General features: G+C 54.1%; 15 protein-coding genes and 1 other RNA gene. 15 read left to right on the forward strand and 1 reads right to left on the reverse strand.

Going from position 1 to position 17,657, the window contains the following annotated elements:
• Positions 1–40: 40 nt before the first annotated feature.
• Positions 41–1,213, reverse strand: coding sequence for an outer membrane beta-barrel protein (locus tag E5987_RS02970; protein WP_160334600.1), 1,173 nt, complete (start codon positions 1,211–1,213; stop codon positions 41–43).
• 159 nt (positions 1,214–1,372) lie between these two features.
• On the opposite strand from E5987_RS02970, the gene rnpB reads away from it, so the two are divergent.
• From rnpB to ftsA, 15 genes are all read left to right on the forward strand, one after another.
• An RNA gene (gene rnpB, locus E5987_RS02975) (RNase P RNA component class A) lies at positions 1,373–1,677 on the forward strand.
• Between the two features lie 151 nt (positions 1,678–1,828).
• A complete protein-coding gene (gene mraZ / locus E5987_RS02980) occupies positions 1,829–2,257 on the forward strand; it encodes a division/cell wall cluster transcriptional repressor MraZ (protein WP_160334601.1) in 429 nt (142 codons plus the stop codon).
• Positions 2,258–2,272: 15 nt separating this feature from the next.
• Positions 2,273–3,235, forward strand: a complete 963-nt coding sequence (gene rsmH / locus E5987_RS02985; protein ID WP_160334602.1) for a 16S rRNA (cytosine(1402)-N(4))-methyltransferase RsmH — start codon at positions 2,273–2,275, stop codon at positions 3,233–3,235.
• 2 nt (positions 3,236–3,237) lie between these two features.
• Positions 3,238–3,543: a cell division protein FtsL gene (gene ftsL / locus E5987_RS02990; RefSeq protein ID WP_160334603.1), complete on the forward strand. Its 306-nt coding sequence runs from the start codon at positions 3,238–3,240 to the stop codon at positions 3,541–3,543.
• Positions 3,540–5,435 (forward strand): peptidoglycan D,D-transpeptidase FtsI family protein, encoded by a 1,896-nt coding sequence (locus tag E5987_RS02995; RefSeq protein ID WP_160334604.1) that lies wholly within the window; start codon positions 3,540–3,542, stop codon positions 5,433–5,435. Before ftsL ends, E5987_RS02995 begins: the two co-directional genes overlap by 4 nt.
• Positions 5,428–6,894: a UDP-N-acetylmuramoyl-L-alanyl-D-glutamate--2,6-diaminopimelate ligase gene (locus tag E5987_RS03000; protein ID WP_160334605.1), complete on the forward strand. Its 1,467-nt coding sequence runs from the start codon at positions 5,428–5,430 to the stop codon at positions 6,892–6,894. Before E5987_RS02995 ends, E5987_RS03000 begins: the two co-directional genes overlap by 8 nt.
• Positions 6,887–8,260, forward strand: a complete 1,374-nt coding sequence (locus E5987_RS03005; RefSeq protein ID WP_160334606.1) for a UDP-N-acetylmuramoyl-tripeptide--D-alanyl-D-alanine ligase — start codon at positions 6,887–6,889, stop codon at positions 8,258–8,260. The genes E5987_RS03000 and E5987_RS03005 overlap by 8 nt, the downstream gene beginning before the upstream one ends.
• 2 nt (positions 8,261–8,262) lie before the next feature.
• Complete coding sequence (gene mraY / locus E5987_RS03010) at positions 8,263–9,426, forward strand: phospho-N-acetylmuramoyl-pentapeptide-transferase (RefSeq protein WP_160334607.1); 1,164 nt, start codon at positions 8,263–8,265, stop codon at positions 9,424–9,426.
• 4 nt (positions 9,427–9,430) lie between these two features.
• Positions 9,431–10,864, forward strand: coding sequence for a UDP-N-acetylmuramoyl-L-alanine--D-glutamate ligase (gene murD, locus E5987_RS03015; protein WP_160334608.1), 1,434 nt, complete (start codon positions 9,431–9,433; stop codon positions 10,862–10,864).
• Positions 10,858–12,087: a putative lipid II flippase FtsW gene (gene ftsW, locus E5987_RS03020; protein WP_160334609.1), complete on the forward strand. Its 1,230-nt coding sequence runs from the start codon at positions 10,858–10,860 to the stop codon at positions 12,085–12,087. Before murD ends, ftsW begins: the two co-directional genes overlap by 7 nt.
• Positions 12,084–13,172 (forward strand): undecaprenyldiphospho-muramoylpentapeptide beta-N-acetylglucosaminyltransferase, encoded by a 1,089-nt coding sequence (gene murG, locus E5987_RS03025; protein ID WP_160334610.1) that lies wholly within the window; start codon positions 12,084–12,086, stop codon positions 13,170–13,172. Before ftsW ends, murG begins: the two co-directional genes overlap by 4 nt.
• Positions 13,169–14,563, forward strand: a complete 1,395-nt coding sequence (gene murC / locus E5987_RS03030; RefSeq protein WP_160334611.1) for a UDP-N-acetylmuramate--L-alanine ligase — start codon at positions 13,169–13,171, stop codon at positions 14,561–14,563. Before murG ends, murC begins: the two co-directional genes overlap by 4 nt.
• The gene (locus E5987_RS03035; protein ID WP_160334612.1) at positions 14,560–15,513 is read left to right on the forward strand and encodes a D-alanine--D-alanine ligase; all 954 of its coding nucleotides are present in this window, start codon (positions 14,560–14,562) and stop codon (positions 15,511–15,513) included. Before murC ends, E5987_RS03035 begins: the two co-directional genes overlap by 4 nt.
• Before the next feature lie 2 nt (positions 15,514–15,515).
• Positions 15,516–16,319, forward strand: a complete 804-nt coding sequence (locus E5987_RS03040; RefSeq protein WP_160334613.1) for a cell division protein FtsQ/DivIB — start codon at positions 15,516–15,518, stop codon at positions 16,317–16,319.
• Positions 16,309–17,631 (forward strand): cell division protein FtsA, encoded by a 1,323-nt coding sequence (gene ftsA / locus E5987_RS03045; RefSeq protein WP_160334614.1) that lies wholly within the window; start codon positions 16,309–16,311, stop codon positions 17,629–17,631. The genes E5987_RS03040 and ftsA overlap by 11 nt, the downstream gene beginning before the upstream one ends.
• Positions 17,632–17,657: the final 26 nt, after the last annotated feature.

Genomic DNA, 17,657 nt, shown 5'->3' on the forward strand with positions numbered 1-17,657 from the left:
TATCCTAAATGAAAAAGATAAAGATATCCTTAAAAAAACTTTAGAAGGCCAGACCGACCGCAATTTTGAATGTCGCGGGCGAGGGCCTCATTGAGTAGGAAGAATCCGCCGTGTGTGTTTCATAGCGCGGGAACGCTAAGTCCACACCGCCGGTGATATGCAGGTTCTTAGTGATAGCGTAAGTGCCGCCCGCCTGCACCACGGGAGAGAAATCTCCTTTGTGGTAGCTGGTTCCTGCTTCAAATTTAGAACCCTGAAGTCGGAAATAGCCGGCGCCGATGCCCGCATAGAGCTTGACGGAATCGGAAGCCTGCATATGGTACTGAGCGGTGAGCTGGTAGCCTCTGAGCTTGAAGCTGCCGATTTGGCGTCCCTGAGAGCGCACCTTTTGCTCTGCCGACTGTGTAATGCCGAAGTCGAGTGCCCAATGCGGCGTTACAAAGAATCTGATACCGCCGCTGTAGGCGCCTTCGGAAGTGGTTGTCGCGTTATGCGGCATTCCCTTCATGTCGTTTTTCTGATAGCCGCCGCCCGCATAAATCAGGAAACGGTTGGAGAGCAGATTGTTGCTCGAGAAATCCAGACTCTTGTTTCCCTTGGCGTCGGTCGCGTAGTTGGCAAAGAAAAAAAAGATGTTGCTGAACGGAACATACGTGCCGTAGATAGAAAAAGCGTCGGTACCAAAACCGAGGAGCGGCAGCGGGGCCGGGAACGGGATCCACTTATAGTCACCGCGGGCGGTAATGCCGAGAGTGTAGCCGGCTTCAGCGTAGAAGTCCGAATTTCCGAGCCGCCATCTTGAGAGCCATCCGTAACCGAGGAACGGCTCGATGTTGCTGTGCGAATCGGAAAACGCCATCGCGTAAACAATTCTACGGTTGCCGCGACCATCAATGAAATTCCGTGTGACGCCGCCGCCCCAGGTATAGCCGTTTTCGTTGCGGCGTTTTGGTGTCTTATAGGCCCAGCCCGGGTGAATGGTATAGGCAGGCAGAATGAGGCCATCGGTGCCTTCAAAGAAGATCTTCTTAAATCCGCTCCAGCTGTCCGAGACGTAGCTGTCGGTTCTGTCCTCTGCTGACAGGACGCCCGCAGGGAGCGTATCCAGAATCGCGTCCCAGACAGAACGGTCTGCAGCGCCTGCGGGAAAAACTACACCCGCCAATAAAGCGCCGAAAAGATAGTTAGAAATTTTATTTTTCAGTTCAGGCATTTAGTAATGCAGTTATTTATGGGGTCACAAGCTTTGATAATTCTAATAAAAAAAAGCGTATCAACTCGTTTTTTCAGCCGGTGGAAAGCATTTTGAGTGTTTATTTATTGACAAACTGGTTGCAAAAAAAACAAAAGGTCTCTAAAGTGTCCTGCGCGCGAAGTCTGTCAGGCGATCGCAGGGGAGAAAGACCTCGGAGGAAAGTCCGGACTCCATAGGACGGTGTAGGAGGTAACGCCTCTCCGCCGCAAGGCGAGGATTAGAGCTACAGAGACGAGCCGATTTAGTTCGGGTGAAACGAGCAATCTCTACACGGAGCAACATCAAATAGGCAGCTGCTGACCCTGTCCGGCGAGGCTGCGGGTAGATGGCTCGATCCCAAGGGTGACTTTGGGACTAGATGAATGACCGCCAAGGCGTTTTTCAACGCTGAACAGAATCCGGCTTATAGACGGACTTCGCGCTCTCTTCACTCTTTAATTCGTCTCATTCCTTCTCATTAATTAGGCGAGGAAAATCCAGTTTGGGCTTAGGTCTCCAATAAGTGGAGAAAAGTGGGAAAAAGTGGCTAAAATTATGCTTACATATTTGCAGTTAATTTAGACGAATTTTCTCGTGTTCCAAGGCTCGCCACACCTCTCTCTTGACGCAAAAGGGCGTCTGTCTGTGCCTTCTCGTTTTCGGAAGACACTGGCCGAGCTGTGCGCCGGACAAATGACATTTACCCGCCATCCGGACGGCTGCGTGCTGCTGTATCCCAGACCGATTTGGGAGCAGAAAAAGAAAGAACTTCTGGCGCTGCCTTACGGGGCCCGTTTCTTCCAGCGCATTGTAATGGGCAGTGCCGTTGACGTGGATATGGATGCGAGCGGGCGCCTTCTGGTGCCTTCCGAACTTCGTTCGGTCTGCGGTTTGTCAAAAGAGATCGTGCTTGTCGGGTTGGGTTCTCATTTTGAGCTTTGGGATGCTGAAAAGCTGGAGCAGTGCGAGAAGCAGGCTCTGAACGAGGATATGTCTGCGATTACTGCCGCTTTTAATTTTTAAAGAGTCAGCGAAATCGTGCAGTTAAAGGAGTTTAAGCATCAGCCTGTTCTGGCAAAGGAATCTCCGGACGCTTTGGTGACGCAGCCGGATGGAGTGTATATCGACGGGACTTTCGGTCGAGGCGGACACTCGCGCCTGATTCTCGAAAAGCTTAGCAGCAAAGGCCGGCTGATCGCATTTGACAGGGACCCGCAGGCGGTTGAGGCGGCAAGAGAGATCGCTGATGAACGGTTTTCTATTATCCATGCGCCTTTTGCGCAGATGAAAGAGGAACTTGCCAAGATTGGCGTTGAACGTGTGGACGGCGTGTTTTTAGATATCGGAGTCTCGAGCCCTCAGATCGATGATCCGGAGCGCGGCTTTTCGTTCCGCTTTGACGGTCCTTTGGACATGCGTATGGACACATCGAGCGGTCAGACCGCGGCTGAATGGATCGCAAAAGCCGATGTCGGAGAAATGACCCGCGTATTTAAGGAATACGGCGAGGAGAAATTCGCAACCAAAGCGGCCCGAGCGATTGCGGCCGCTCGAGACGCAAAACCGATTGAAACCACAAAGCAGCTTGCCGACATCATTGCGCAGGCTTTGCCAAGAAATAAAAAGGATTTAGGACAGCACCCTGCGACACGTATCTTCCAGGCGATACGCATTCAGGTGAATCAGGAACTCACACAGCTTCGCGAAGCTTTGGAAGCGGCTGGTTCTCTGCTGAATCCCGAAGGTGTGCTCGCGGTCATTTCGTTTCATTCGCTCGAAGACAGAATCGTAAAGCGTTTCTTTGAGGCGGCGCACAACCCCGCATCCAAACTTGATCCGAGGCTGCCGCTGCTTCCCGAGCAAATGCCCGCACCGCTCTTTGAGCGCCCCAAACGCGTCCTTCCGTCCAAGGAAGAATGCGAGGAGAATCCGCGCACCCGAAGTTCAGTGCTTCGCTTTGCCGTCAGAACGGAAGCTCCTTGGCCCGAGGGAGGCGTCTGAAGATGAAAGAGTTTAAGTTTTTGATCTTTGTGATCGTCCTTCTGGAGCTCACTCTGTTTGTCTGCGGCTTTATGGTTGTGGACAACCGTCACAACGCGCGCAGGCTTTTCATTGAGCTTGAGCGCGAACAGCAGATTCATCATTCGCTCAGAGATGAAGAGGCCCGTCTGCGCCTTGAAGTCTCAACACTTGAGCAGAGCCGACAGATAGAAACCAAGGCCAAGGAAAAAGGATTGGCGCCGGTCACCAACGAACAGGTCGTGATTTTGGAACACGGCTCGTCCGAGCATAAAGGAGGCGGCCGGTGAAAATTACTCAATGGTTCAGGGATCTGTGGGACAACATCTTTCTGCCCACCGAAGAAAGACGCGGCAATGATGACAGCGTCAAGGATCTCCTGCGCCTGCGAATTCCGCCCGGCCGAAGCAAGTTCCTGCACTTTGTTCTGCTGTCGCTTTTTTTAGTACTGGGCGCCCGACTGGCATATCTCCAGCTCGGATTTAACACGGAGTTCCTGCAGAAGCAGGGCGCGATGCGCTTTCAGAGAACGATCGAGGTGCCTGCCCGCCGCGGTCTGATCTTGGATAGAAACGGCTCGGTACTTGCGACGAGCGTTCCGGCAAAAGCATTGTGGATCATCCCTCAGGATGTGAAGATTACGGCCGAGCAAAAGAAAGAGCTCAGCAAAACCTTAGGGGTCCCGCTCTCGGAACTCACGAAGAAAATCAATTCCAAGCGAACTTTTGTGTATATCAAACGTCAGGTCCCGCTTGATGTCGCAGACCGTCTTCTCGCAATGAAAATTCCGGGGCTGCACTCGACACGCGAATTTCTGCGCAGCTATCCGGACGGCGAGTCCGCGGCTCAGATTGTCGGTTTGACCGGTCTGGAAGGCAACGGTATCGAGGGAATTGAATTGGCGGCTGAAAAACGCTTGGCCGGGACGGCCGGCTCACGCCGCGTGCTCAAGGACCGTCTCGGACGAATTATCGAGGATGCATGGATTAAAGAGCCGCAAAACGGCGAAGACATCATGCTTACCATCGATTCGAGACTGCAGACCATGGCCTATGAGGCACTTGCGCGTCAAGTCACCGCGCTCCAGGCAAAGGGCGGTGCGATCGTGATCGCCGATCCGAAGACGGGCGATATTCTGGCGCTCGCCAACTATCCGAGCTTTGACCCGAACTCCCGCTCTAAGATTACGCGCGCCGGTGTCCGCAACCGCGCGATCGTCGATACCTATGAGCCGGGTTCAACAATGAAGCCGTTCTCTGTCGCGGCGGGTCTCGAAGAGAAGAAGGTCACGCCGAACACTCTGTTCCAAATCGGTCGATCCATGTCCTTCGGACGACACTCAATCGGCGACTCGCATTACAGCAAAGAGCTGACGGTATCGGGAATTATTCAGCAGTCAAGCAATATCGGAACGTCTAAGATCGCGCTGCTGATGCCGCCGCAGACTATGTGGAACTACTACGACAAACTCGGATTCGGTCATGCGCCGCATATCGGATTTCCGGGCGCGGTCGCAGGCAGACTTCGTCCGCCAAAGAGCTGGAAGCCGATTGAGCAGGCTACGATGTCCTACGGACATGGCGTCACAGTGTCTCTTCTGCAGCAGGTCCGCGCATACACCGCGTTCGCGCGCAACGGAGACATGATCGAGCTTTCCATCTATAAGAATCGGGAGAGCAAAGAGCCGCAGCAGGTTTTCAGTCCGAAAACGACTCAGGAAATGCGTAAGATGCTCGCGACCGTTGTGGAAAAGGGCGGTACCGGCGTGCGTGCCCGAGTCAAGGGATATACAGCCGCAGGCAAAACCGGCACCGCGTACAAGGTTGAAGGCGGTCTCTACGTCAAAAAATATGTCGCCGGATTTGCGGGTTACGCTCCGGCGCACGATCCGAAGATCGTTGTCGGCATCATGGTTGACGAACCGATGAAGGGAAAGCACTACGGCTCTACCGCCGCGGCTCCGCTCTTCTCGGAAATGGTTTCAAAAACGATGCATTTGATGGGCGTTATTCCGGATCGTCCCGAGGATTTTGCAGTGGCGATCGGAAAACCGACAGGAAAAGTTAAAACCGCTCAGGCCAAAACGGGCTCAAAAGGCGCGCCGAAAGTAGCGGAAAAGAAGGATAAGAAACGTCAGATCGGCGCTGTCAAACCCGTTTCAGCAGGAAAAGAAAATGGTTGAAGAAGCAGAAGTCTCAAAGTGGATTAAAGAAAAAGCGGGGCCGAAGGCCTCGTTGTATTTAGACAGCCGCCGCATTCAGCCCGGGGACGTGTTCTTCGCGGTTTGCGGCACGCACACCGACGGCCGCAAGTTTGTTGCTAAGGCGGCCGAGCTCGGGGCGAGCTGCGCGGTTGTCGAATCCGTTGCTCACTTCAAGGCCGAGATCCCGTTTACTGAGGTTTGTGACTTATACAAAAAATGTGGCGCAATCGCTTCCGATTACTACGGAAACCCAAGTCAGGCGATGTACGGGTGCGCGGTCACCGGAACGAACGGCAAAACGACAACGGCTAACTGGATTTCCGAGCTTTTTACAAAGCTTGGCAAACCGTCCGGATGCATCGGAACGCTCGGCTGCACCTGTCAGGGAGAGCCTCTGCCGTCGGTGGCAATGACGACACCCGATCCGCTCACGGTACAGAAATTGTTTGCCGAGTTAAGAGACAGAGGCTGTGAGGCGTTTGCGATCGAGGCAAGTTCCATCGGCCTTGAACAGGGGCGTCTCAGAGGAGCCGCTTTCAAGGTCGGCATCTTCACCAATTTAACCCGAGACCACCTGGATTACCACGGCGATATGGAGCACTACGCCGAAGCTAAGGAAATTCTCTTTAGCTGGCCTGGGCTTGAGTATGCTGTGATCAACTTTGGTGATCCTGCTTCTGAACGTATGGCGCAGGCCGCGCTTCGCTCCGGAGTCAAAGTTTTCTCCGTCGGCATCTCGCAGGAAGCGAAATATGATTTGACGGCCTGCAATGTCCGCCATGCGCGTGAAGGACTGAGCTTTGATTTGGTGTTTGAAGGACGCGTGAAGCACGTCACGACACGCCTTCTCGGAACATTTAATATCGAGAACTTTTTGTGCGCGGCGGCCCCCTGTATTTTGAGCGGTTTTGATTTTGAGCTTGTCTGTGAAACGGCTCAGAACTTAAATCCGCCTGCCGGCCGAATGCAGACGGTCACCGCGGAAGACGGCCTGCTTGCGGCGGTGGATTATTCCCATACGCCGGACGCGATTCTCAAGGCGCTTGCCGCATTGAGAGAGCTTGCGGAGGTCAGAGGCGGCAGACTGAAGATTGTTGTCGGCGCCGGCGGCGATCGCGACAGCGGAAAGCGTCCTCTGATGGGACGCGCGGCATGCGAAGCCGATGAAATGTTTTTTACGAGCGACAATCCGCGAAGCGAAGACCCGATGCTTATTTTGCGTGAGGTCTGTGCGGGCGCGGTAAAGCCGTATCGGATGATTGAGGATCGAGCAGAGGCCATACGAGAGGCCGTCCGCAGCTCATCTTCCGACGATGTGATCCTGATAGCCGGGAAAGGGCATGAGGATTACCAGGAGATACAGGGTGTCAAGCACCATTTCTCCGATGCGGAACAAGCCCGCAGCGCAATGATGGAATTTAGGAAAAAGCATGAATGAAGCATTAATGACGATAGGCGAGCTTGCCGAGATGCTCGGCGCCAAAGAGAGTTTGCGCGGCTCGCCTGCGGTGAAGTTTTCATCCGTACATTTTGACTCGCGCAAAATCGAGCCGAACGGACTTTTTTTCGCGATTAAAGGCGAAAATGACGGCCACGAGTATGTGCAGAACGCGGCAGACGCGGGCGCGGCAGCGGCCGTGGTTGACCATTATGTGCCGGTCAGCATCCCTCAGCTGCTGGTGAAGGATACTCGAGCCGCTCTGCTGAAGTCTGCCGCGGGATGGCGTCAGCGCTTTAATATTCCTGTTATCGCGGTCGCCGGCTCCAACGGAAAAACCACGACGACGCAGATGATTCTCTCGATTCTGAAGAATCGATACGAACCCGGAACTTGGGTCGGTACCGAAGGAAACCTCAACAATGACTTAGGCGTTCCTCTGATGCTCTGGCGTCTGCGCAAAGAGCATGAGATCGCCGCGTTTGAAGTCGGCATGAATCACATCGGAGAAATGAAGCCGCTTGTTCAGGCGGTCTCTCCGACTATCGGCACGGTCACAAACACGATGCGGGACCATCAGGAGTTTCTTGCCTCGCTTTCAGAAACCGCCAAGGAAAACGGCGAAGTTTTTGCCCAGCTGCCAAGACAGGGAGTCGCCGTCATTAATGCGACCGACCCCTTTGCGATTGAATGGCGAAAGATGGCGGGCAATCATCGCGTGGTCACGTTCGGAACGGAAGACAGCGATGTTTACGCCATTCCGAAAAGTGAAGACGAATTTTTGCTCGTTACGCCGGTCGGCCGAATCAGCATCAAGCTGAAAGTGAGAGGCGCGCATAACTTCATGAACGCGGTGAATGCTTCGGCGGTTCTGTTTGCGCTTGGGCGTGATCTAGTCGATATCAAGAACGGGCTGGAAAAATTCGAGCCGGTTCGCCACAGAGGTGAAAGCTGTGTCCTTGAGGACGGAACCGTGCTGATCGATGACAGCTACAACGCCAATCCGGATTCCATGCTGGCTGCGGTCCGGCTGCTTAGTCAGTATCCGCAGAAAAAGATCTTTGTCGCGGGCGACATGGGCGAGCTTGGCGCGCAGAGTCCGCAGTTCCATAAGGAGCTCGGAGAGGTGGTTCGGAACGTGGGTATCGCGCATTTCTTCTGTGTCGGCAACCGCATGATGGACGCCGCAGAAGGGTACGGAGAAGGTACCCGTCACTTTGACTCAATTGAAGAGCTTGAAGAAGGACTACGCGAGGAGATTGTCAAAGAACCCTGCGTGGTTCTCTTTAAGGCGTCGAACTTTATGAAGCTTTATCAGCTGGCGGACCGTATTCGTCAGAATCCGCCGAAGAAGGAAGGTGCTTAATTATGCTGCTTGCACTGACGCAATGGATGAACGAGACCCTTGGCTGGGGCTGGCTCAGAGTTTTTAACTATCTGACTTTCAGAGCCGTCTTTGCCGCGCTGACCGCGTTCTTTATCGGACTGCTGCTCGGGCCGAAAGTTATTCGTGAACTGAAACTTCTCAAAATCGGTCAGGCGGTTCGCTCATACGGTCCGAAGTCGCATTTAGTCAAGGACGGAACGCCGACAATGGGCGGCATCCTGATTTTGATTGCTGTGGGCGCTTCCACGCTTTTATGGATGGATTTAACCAACCGATTTGTGTGGGTGGTGCTTTTCGTGACGCTGAGTTTAGGCGCGGTCGGCTGGAGTGACGACTACCGCAAAGTGGTTCATCACAATCCGGAAGGCATGAGTTCAAGAGAGAAGTATTTCTGGCAGTCACTCATCGGTATCACGGCTTCGGTTTACCTCGCTTTTGCGGTCGCCGCTCCGGGCAATGACCATATCTGGCGTCTCGTGCTGGATTGGGTTTCGAGCGGTTTTACATCGATACCGCTCCCGGAAAGGAGCGGTCTTTTGATTCCTTTCCTCAAAGGCGTGTCTCTGCCGATCGGAATTTGGGGCTTTATTGTTCTGAGCTACTTTGTGATTGTCGGAACCAGCAACGCGGTCAACCTGACAGACGGTTTGGATGGATTGGCGATTCTGCCGAGCGCGCTCGTCGGTATCGCGCTTGGCATATTTGCTTATGTCGTCGGGCGCGTTGACTATGCCTCTTATTTGAATTTCCCGTATGTTCCGGGCGCCGGAGAAGTGGTGGTGGTCGGAGCCGCGCTGATTGGGGCGGGCTTGGGCTTTCTCTGGTACAACGCCTACCCGGCGCAGGTCTTTATGGGCGACGTCGGCGCGCTCGCCTTGGGCGGCGCTCTGGGGACGATGGCGATCATTACGCGCCAAGAGCTTGTGCTCTTCATCATGGGCGGCGTTTTTGTCATGGAGACCGTCTCCGTGATCCTGCAGGTCGGCTATTTCAAGATGACGCACGGCAAACGAATTTTTTTAATGACGCCGATTCATCACCACTTCGAGATGAAGGGGTGGAAAGAGACACAAGTAGTGGTCCGCTTCTGGATTATTACGATCGTGCTCGTACTTATCGGATTGTCTTCTCTCAAGATCAGGTAGTGTCATGGATACAAAGCGTACAGCGGTAATTCTCGGTGTCGGGGCTTCCGGCAAAACAGCCCTGCGGTTTTTAGCCTCCCGCGGCTGGCGCGTGTGCGCGGCCGACACCCGGACAAATCCTCCGGGATTGGAAGAGCTGAAGAAAGAAATACCCGCACTTGAGTATGTCGGCACGGACTTGAATGAACGCCTGATCGACAAAACAGATCTGGTCGTGATTTCTCCGGGCCTCTCTCCCGAGTATTCGTCCTTTGCGCCATTTATTCGCGCGGCCAAAGACAAAGGCATTGAGGTGGTCGGGGAGATCGAGCTTTTTGCTCGGGAGCTGATTCGTCTTCGTCATTTCCGCGGATACCGTCCGAAGATCATCGCGATTACCGGGACAAACGGAAAGACGACAACAACCATGCTCTGCGCCCATATTGTCGAGGAGGCCGCAAAGAGTGTCTGTTTCGCGGGCAACGTCGGCCCCAACGCGCTCGGCGAATTGGACCGTCTACTGAAAGAGAACAAATTGCCGGAGTACTGGGTGCTTGAGCTCTCGAGTTTCCAGCTGGAGACGACTTCAAGTCTGCACTGCGACAGCGCGGCGCTTTTAAATGTCACGGAAGATCATCTTGACTGGCACGGCTCTATGGAGAAATACGCGGCAGCCAAGAGAAAAATCTTCTCAGAGGATACTGTACGCGTGCTCAACCGTGAGGATCCGCTTTCCATGCTGTCCGCCGAGGGCGTTGACCGCTCGCTGGTCCGCACGTTTGGCGCCGATGAGCCCAAAGCGCTCGGTGAATACGGTATCAGCACTGTGGGCGCGATTGAATGGCTTTGCGCCTGTCAGGATTCGGTAAAGCCGACTCTGATGATTCCTGTCAACGCTTTAAGAATCCGCGGACGGCACAACGCGATGAACGCGCTTGCGGCATCCGCGCTGACGGCCGCGCCCGGCATTGACGAGGCGGCGATTTTACGCGCGCTTCGAGACTACAAGGGAGAGCCGCACCGCGTGCAGCTGATGCTGAGCTCCTCCGGCATTGATTATGTGGACGACTCCAAGGGCACGAATGTCGGTGCGACGGCTGCCGCACTGAAGGGATTCGGTCGGGGAAAAGTTGTCATTATTCTTGGCGGCGATGGGAAAGGCCAGGATTTCGCTCCGCTTAAAGAGGCAATCGCCGAGCACGCCAAAGCGGCCGTCTTTATCGGCCGGGACGCCGCTCAGATTGAAAAAGCGATTGATACGCCCGAACTTAAAAAGGCGCACGCCAAAAACATGGAAGAAGCGGTGCGTCTGTGCAGAGGTTTCGCTCAGGCCGGTGACACAATTCTTTTGTCACCCGCATGCGCAAGCTGGGATATGTTTAAAGATTATGCGGATCGGTCTCGTCAGTTTGTCGTGGCCGCTGAAGAAATCGCTCGTGAGGAAGGACAGTTGTGCTGAGAAGAAAAGAGAAGGATCGCGATGAGATCGCTACCCGAATCGGCGACAGCAGTGTCGGGATCATAACCTACGACACCGAGCACAGAATCGGTCCGATATCGACCGATTACGGTATTTTATTTGCCGTTTTCTCGCTGATGGTTATCGGTTCTCTGATGGTTTTTTCCGCGTCCGTCTCTCTTTCCGATTCGCCGAAGTATGCGACGACGGAGACGCACTTCTTTATTCGCCACATGATTTCTCTTGCCGCAGCGCTGATCTGCGGTTATGTCTGCTGGCACATTCCGATGAAAGTTTGGAGAAGGTGCGCGCCAGTTCTGTTTTGTCTGGGCGTTCTGTTGCTCATCGCCGTATTTGTGCCGGGGGTCGGCCGAAAAATTAACGGCGCATCCCGCTGGATTCCGCTGGGAATTCTGAATCTTCAGGTGACCGAGGTCATGAAGATCGCGGTGCTGCTTTACGCCGCGGACTTTACTGTGCGCAAGATTAACTACATGCACAGTATTAAAAAGGGCTTTCTTCCGCTGCTGCTCGTCATGGTCTTGGTCGGGTTTCTTGTTTTGAAGGAACCAGACCTCGGTGCTTACTTCATGATGCTTGCTATTTCGATGGGCATTCTTTTCCTCGGCGGCATTAGCATTTGGATTTTCTTCTCAATCCTGATCGGCGGCTTTGTGCTGATCGCGACCATGATCATGGCGGCCAGTTGGCGCGCGGCTCGTTTCTTCGCATATCTGGATCCTTGGGAAATCTCCAATGCCCAGGGAAAGGCTTATCAGCTTTCGCACTCGCTGATTGCTTTCGGACGAGGAGAAGCCTTTGGCGTCGGTCTCGGCGACGCGATCGAAAAACAGCATTATTTGCCTGAGGCGCATACCGACTTTATTCTTGCGATTATTGGTGAGGAGCTGGGCTTTGTCGGCGTGGTCGTTATTTTGTGCCTCTTCTTCTGGATTGTTCGCCGTGCGATTGAAATCGGAAGACAGGCGATTCATCTGGAGCACTTTTTCTCAGGACTTGTGGCTCAAGGCATCGCGATTTGGTTCGGTATTCAAACCTTTATTAACGTTGGCGTCGCAAGCGGTCTGCTTCCGACTAAGGGCCTGACGCTGCCCTTTGTCAGCTTCGGCGGGTCCGCGCTTTTGTCGTGCACAGCGGCGGTCGCGATTCTGCTTCGCGTCGACTATGAAAACAAGGTGACAATGCAGGGAGGAAAGATATGAGCAAACATCTCGTCATTGCGGCTGCCGGCACCGGCGGTCATGTCATGCCCGGCATTGCGGTAGCTAAAATACTGCGTTCCCGCGGCTGGACCGTTTCCTGGATCGGAACGGAAAAAGGGATGGAGCGGCGCTTAGTTGAGCGCTACGGGATTCCATTTCACGCGTTCGATTTCCAAGGGCTGCGCGGCAAGGGTCTGAAGACAATGCTCTTTGGCGGCTTCAAGCTGCTTTCGTGTATTGGCAAAAGCCGTACGATCCTGAGCGGGGAAAATGCCGATGTCGTTTTTTCGACGGGCGGCTATATTGCGGTTCCGGTTTGTCTTGCCGCAGGTCTCAAGGGCGTTCCGTATGTTTTGATGAACAGTGACGCGGATCCGCTCCTGAGTATCAAGATGGTTCAGGGCAATGCCGCGGGTATCATGTGCGGGTTCGACGGCAAAGCGGCGAAGCTTGCGGGAGATCGAGGCGTCGTGAGCGGCAACCCGGTTCGTCAGGAAATTCTGAACATTCCCGAGCCTCAGGAGCGATATGCGGGCAGAACCGGCAGACTGAATCTGCTTGTCTTCGGCGGCTCTCTGGGCGCGCAGGTCTTTAACGAGCGGATACCACCGGCGATTGCCATGATCCCGCCCGAGGAGCGGCCTAATATTGTGCATCAGTGCGGCATCAAGGCGGTTGAATCGGTGAAGGCGCTCTATAAGGAGCTTGGGGTTGAAGCTGAAGTGGTACCGTTTATTGACGACATGGCTAAAGCGTATCAGCAGGCAGACGCGGTGATTGCGCGGGCCGGCGCGATCTCCGTGAGCGAGCTGACCGCCGCGGGCGTGCCTTCTATTTTGGTGCCGCTTGTGACTAAGACCACATCGCATCAGGTTGGCAACGCCGAATATATGCAGCAGGCGGGAGCGGCGATTTATCTGCCGCAGAGTGAGCTGCAGCCGCAGAAGCTAAAGGACATCCTTTGCGGATTGAATCGCGAAAAACTGCTGAGCATGGCAGAGAAGGCCAAACGTCTCGGCAAACCGCAGGCGGCGGAAACCGTCGCGGATTTTATTGAATACATTGCTAGAAAGGAAGCAAAGTGAAATTTTCCGTCAAGAAAATGCACTTCGTCGGAATCGGCGGAACCGGAATGAACGGGATCGCCGAGGTGATGATTAATCTCGGATATACCGTTTCAGGCTCAGATCTGAAAGAGAACGCCGCAATTGAACATTTGCGCTCGCTTGGCGCCGAGATTTATATCGGGCATCAGGCTGAAAATGTCGGTGACGCCGGCGTGGTGGTGACTTCCACCGCGGTTCACGCGGAAAACCCCGAAGTCGTCGAGGCAAAAAAACGCAATATTCCGGTGGTCCCCAGAGCCATCATGCTTGCCGAACTGATGCGTCTTCGTCAGGGCATCGCGATCGCGGGCACCCATGGCAAGACCACAACGACATCTCTGATCACCAGTATTCTGAGCAAAGCCGGCATGGATCCGACCTTTGTGATTGGCGGAAGACTTAACGCGGCCGGCTCCAACGCCAAGCTTGGTCAGGGCGCCTATATTGTTGCCGAGGCCGACGAATCCGACGCATCATTTTTGAATCTGAATCCTGTCATTTCCGTTGTCACCAACATTGATCAGGATCACATGGATACTTACCATCACGATTTGGGCGAGCTGAAGAAAGCCTTTACGGATTTCGTGATGCGTCTGCCTTTTTATGGCAGAGCCGTGATGTGTATTGAGAGCGAGAATGTGCGCTCGATTCTGCCCAACATTTCCAAGCCGGTTCTGACGTACGGTTTTCGGCCCGAAGCGCAGATTCGCGCGACGAATATTCGCGCAGAAGGGACGAGTATGGTCTTTACGCTGGAGCGTGACGGGTTTGAAGCTGAAGAGTTCACCGTCAATCTACCCGGCGAGCACAACGTTCTGAACGCGCTTGCCGCGATTGGCGTTGCGCTGACGCTTGACATCAGTCTTGAAGTGGTCAAAGAGGCGCTCAAGGAATTTACCGGTGTCGGCCGTCGCTTTTCTGTTTGGGGCGAAGCGGAATCATCCAAGGGAAACCGCTTTACGGTTGTTGACGATTACGGTCACCATCCGACCGAAATGGCTGCCACGATTGCGGCGGCCAGAGGCGCATACCCGGGCAGACGTCTCTTTGTGGCGTTTCAGCCTCATCGCTACTCCAGAACTCGGGACTGTTTTGAGGATCTGGTGCGCGTGCTTTCCAAAGCCGACGCTCTGGTTCTTGAATCCGTTTACCCGGCCGGGGAAGAAAGAATTATCGGAGCGGACAGCCGCAGTCTGTGCCGCGCGATTCGTCTCACCGGAAAAGTGGAGCCGATGTTTGCCAATGACAACGAAGAGGCTCTGGAGCTGATTGACAACAATGTTCGTGACGGAGATGTGCTGCTTGCCATCGGCGCCGGAAACATTGGTGAGTTGCCCGCAAGGCTGATGAAGAAAAAGGTTAACAAATGAGAAATATTGATCCGAAAAGTTTAGGTAAGGTCGCGGTCGTTCTCGGTGGCACTTCCGGAGAAAGAGAAGTCTCCCTTATGAGCGGCAGCGGCGTCTATAACGCTTTAATCGAGGAAGGCGTTGACGCGGTCAAATTTGATCCGAAAGAGGAAAGCCTTGAGCGTCTGGCGGAGATGAAGCCCGACAGAGTGTTCATGATTCTGCACGGCAAGGGCGGAGAGGACGGTATTTTCCAGGGCGTTCTCGAATATATGAAGCTGCCCTATACCGGCAGCGGCGTGCTCTCGAGCGCGATTTCGATTGACAAGAACATGACGAAACTCGTCTGGGCGAGCGCGGGCGTTCCGGTTCCGCGCGGCATGATTCTTTCAAACCGAGCCGACTGCGCGCTCGCGCTGAAAAATCTCGGATCGAATTTAGTCATTAAGCCGAACAAAGAAGGCTCGAGCATTGGACTTTATAAGCTGAAGAACGCGGATCTTGCCGCGGTTGAGGACGCATACAGCAAAGCGGCTGAAACCGGCATGCAGGTGCTCACAGAAGAATTTGTTGAAGGACGCGAGCTGACAGTTGGCGTACTCGATAAAGGTGAAGGCAGAGGCCTTGAAGCAATGCCGATTATTGAGATCAAGGCGCCTAAAGGCGATTACGACTTTGAGCACAAGTATTACTCGGATGAAACGGTTTACGTTTGTCCGGCGGAAATCTCCTCAGAAAAGACAAAAGAGATTCAGGACGCAGTGGTGAAGGCCGCCAATCTGGTACGTGCCTCAGGCTGGAGCCGTATCGATGTCATGCTTCGCGAGGACGGCTCCTTTGCGCTGCTTGAAATCAACACAGCCCCCGGCATGACGCCGCACTCTCTGGTGCCGCTTGCTGCGCGCACGGAAGGCATCTCTTACGGCGAACTCGTGAAACTTGTCGCCGCGGGTGCTTCACTTAAGGGTTAGGGATGAAGCGCATTAGTGCCGGGACCCTGTCGTTCTTTGCGGATACCCTCAGCGTGGTTTTAATCGCGCTGCTGCTTTCCGCCGCGACCTTTTGGTTTATTCAAAGGCCGGTATTTTTGCTGCGTCATGTGGATGTGGTTATTGAAGGCAATAGGGAAGCTGTTTCGGTTGAGGAGGTCGCTCAGGCGCTCAAAGGAAATTTGCGCGGGAATTACTTTACGGCAAGTTTGGGGAGCGCCGCGGCGAGTCTGAAGGATATCCCTTGGGTCAAAGATGTCGCAATTGTTCGGGAGTGGCCGAACAGTCTTCAGATAGAGCTGGTGCTGCATGAGCCGATTGCCATCTGGGGAGACGGGAAGCTGCTCGCCAAGGATGGTACGATTTTTGTCGCGAATCCCGATGTGGCGGATCCGAACGGGCAGCTGCCCAGGATTAACGGACCCGAGCAGAAGCGGATGAGGATTTATGATCAGTACCGCAGGTTTGAAGCGGTATGTGAGCAGTACGGCTATCGCGTCGTTTCTTTGGACTTGGAAGATTTCGGCGGCTGGATCGTCAGATTTAAGCGGCCTGACGGAAAGGCCCTTAAACTAACACTGAAAGAGGGCGACAGCCCGGAAGCATTGGACGAAAAATTAAAAGAAGTCATTCTCAATCTGCCCAGGCTGAAAGATCGTCTAGGAGGCGAGCCGCTTGAGATGGACGCACGCTACGCCAAGGGCGTGGCGGTTGTGAAACCCGCGGCGGAGCAGGAAACAGATGAGGATATGGAACACCTCCCCGGAGAGAGTAAGGATGGCAGATAATTCAAAAGATTTATTGGTCGGATTGGACGTAGGATCGTCGAAAGTCGTATGCGCAGTCGCGTCTTCGATCAGCCCCACTTCCTTCAGAATTGAGGGGCTCGGAGAGTGTCAGAGCCACGGCATTCGAGAGGGAACTGTCGTAGATATTCAGGGCGCGGTGGAATCGATCCGCGCCGCGGTGGACGAAGCCTCGCAGACTGCGCAGACCAATATCCGCAATGTTGTGGCGGGAATTTCAGGAATTCATATCCGCACCGACAATGTGACGCAGCAGCTGATTATTAAATCAAACGAGATTGAACAGCGGGATATTGATCAGCTGATAGAGAACTCGCAGGAGGGTCCTCTTGCGCCTTCGATGCGTTATCTTGACGTGATTCCGCTCGAATACGCGGTCGATTTTAACTGGGGCATTGTTTCTCCGCTCGGCATGGAAGGCAAAAAGCTCGAAGCCAAGCTGCACATGATCACCGCTCAGTCGGGTCCCTGCGTTAACTTAAATAAGGCGATTCGACGCGCGGGGCTTGAGCTGATCGACAGCCAGCTTTGCTTTAATCCGCTTGCGGCTGCCTCGGCGCTGCTTTCTCCGGAGGAAAAGAATTTAGGTGTCGCGCTGATCGATATCGGCGCGGATTTGACGGATGTCGCGGTATTTTCGAACGGTGTGGTTCAGTACACCTCTGTCGCTCCTTTCGGCGGTCAGACCATCACGGACGAAGTCGCGATTAAGACTCAGCTGTCCAACGAATCGGCTGAAGAGCTCAAGCATCGTCTCGGACAGGTGAAGTTTGATCCTACAAAGGATGTGGACGGCTCGTTTGTGATGCCGGCCTACCCGGGTCTGGGTCAGGGAAAGGGCAGAGTGCTGACCAAGCAGGCCTTCTCGGACATTATCAACCCGAGGATTCAGGATATGTTTGAGAACATCTATTACAAGATCCGAGACAAAGGTCTGCACAATCAGCTCAGTCACGGTGTTGTGCTGACGGGCGGCGGCGCCTGCCTGCCGGGGATTGACCGAATGGCTAAAGAAGTGTTCAGCATGCACTTGGCCGGAAGAGACATCAATGTTCGAATCGGTCGGCCGCTGATCAGCTTTGAAACCGGAGAGTTTTTTGCTCCGGAGGACTATTCGACCGCTGTGCTTCCGTCTCAGCTTACGGGCTATTCGACGCCGCAGCACGCAGCCGTCATGGGCTATTTGTATGACTTGAACCGCAAGGTTCTGACTCAAGGGTCCCGTATTCGCAGCAAAGGCAAACTTAAGACTGCGGCGGAATATCTTAAAACGTGGTTTTTAGGTAATTTCTAACGATTTTTAATCCGGCTCTAAAGCCG

Source organism: Parasutterella muris, from assembly GCF_009767915.1.
GTDB lineage: Bacteria > Pseudomonadota > Gammaproteobacteria > Burkholderiales > Burkholderiaceae_F > Parasutterella > Parasutterella muris.

Bases quoted from the DNA above. Each gene is read 5' to 3' on its own strand.
- E5987_RS02970 (WP_160334600.1), bottom strand. From the start codon at position 1,213: ATGCCTGAACTGAAAAATAAAATTTCTAACTATCTTTTCGGCGCTTTA.
- ftsL (WP_160334603.1), top strand. From the start codon at position 3,238: ATGAAAGAGTTTAAGTTTTTGATCTTTGTGATCGTCCTTCTGGAGCTC.
- E5987_RS03000 (WP_160334605.1), top strand. From the start codon at position 5,428: ATGGTTGAAGAAGCAGAAGTCTCAAAGTGGATTAAAGAAAAAGCGGGG.
- E5987_RS03005 (WP_160334606.1), top strand. From the start codon at position 6,887: ATGAATGAAGCATTAATGACGATAGGCGAGCTTGCCGAGATGCTCGGC.
- mraY (WP_160334607.1), top strand. From the start codon at position 8,263: ATGCTGCTTGCACTGACGCAATGGATGAACGAGACCCTTGGCTGGGGC.
- murD (WP_160334608.1), top strand. From the start codon at position 9,431: ATGGATACAAAGCGTACAGCGGTAATTCTCGGTGTCGGGGCTTCCGGC.
- murG (WP_160334610.1), top strand. From the start codon at position 12,084: ATGAGCAAACATCTCGTCATTGCGGCTGCCGGCACCGGCGGTCATGTC.
- E5987_RS03035 (WP_160334612.1), top strand. From the start codon at position 14,560: ATGAGAAATATTGATCCGAAAAGTTTAGGTAAGGTCGCGGTCGTTCTC.
- E5987_RS03040 (WP_160334613.1), top strand. From the start codon at position 15,516: ATGAAGCGCATTAGTGCCGGGACCCTGTCGTTCTTTGCGGATACCCTC.
- ftsA (WP_160334614.1), top strand. From the start codon at position 16,309: ATGGCAGATAATTCAAAAGATTTATTGGTCGGATTGGACGTAGGATCG.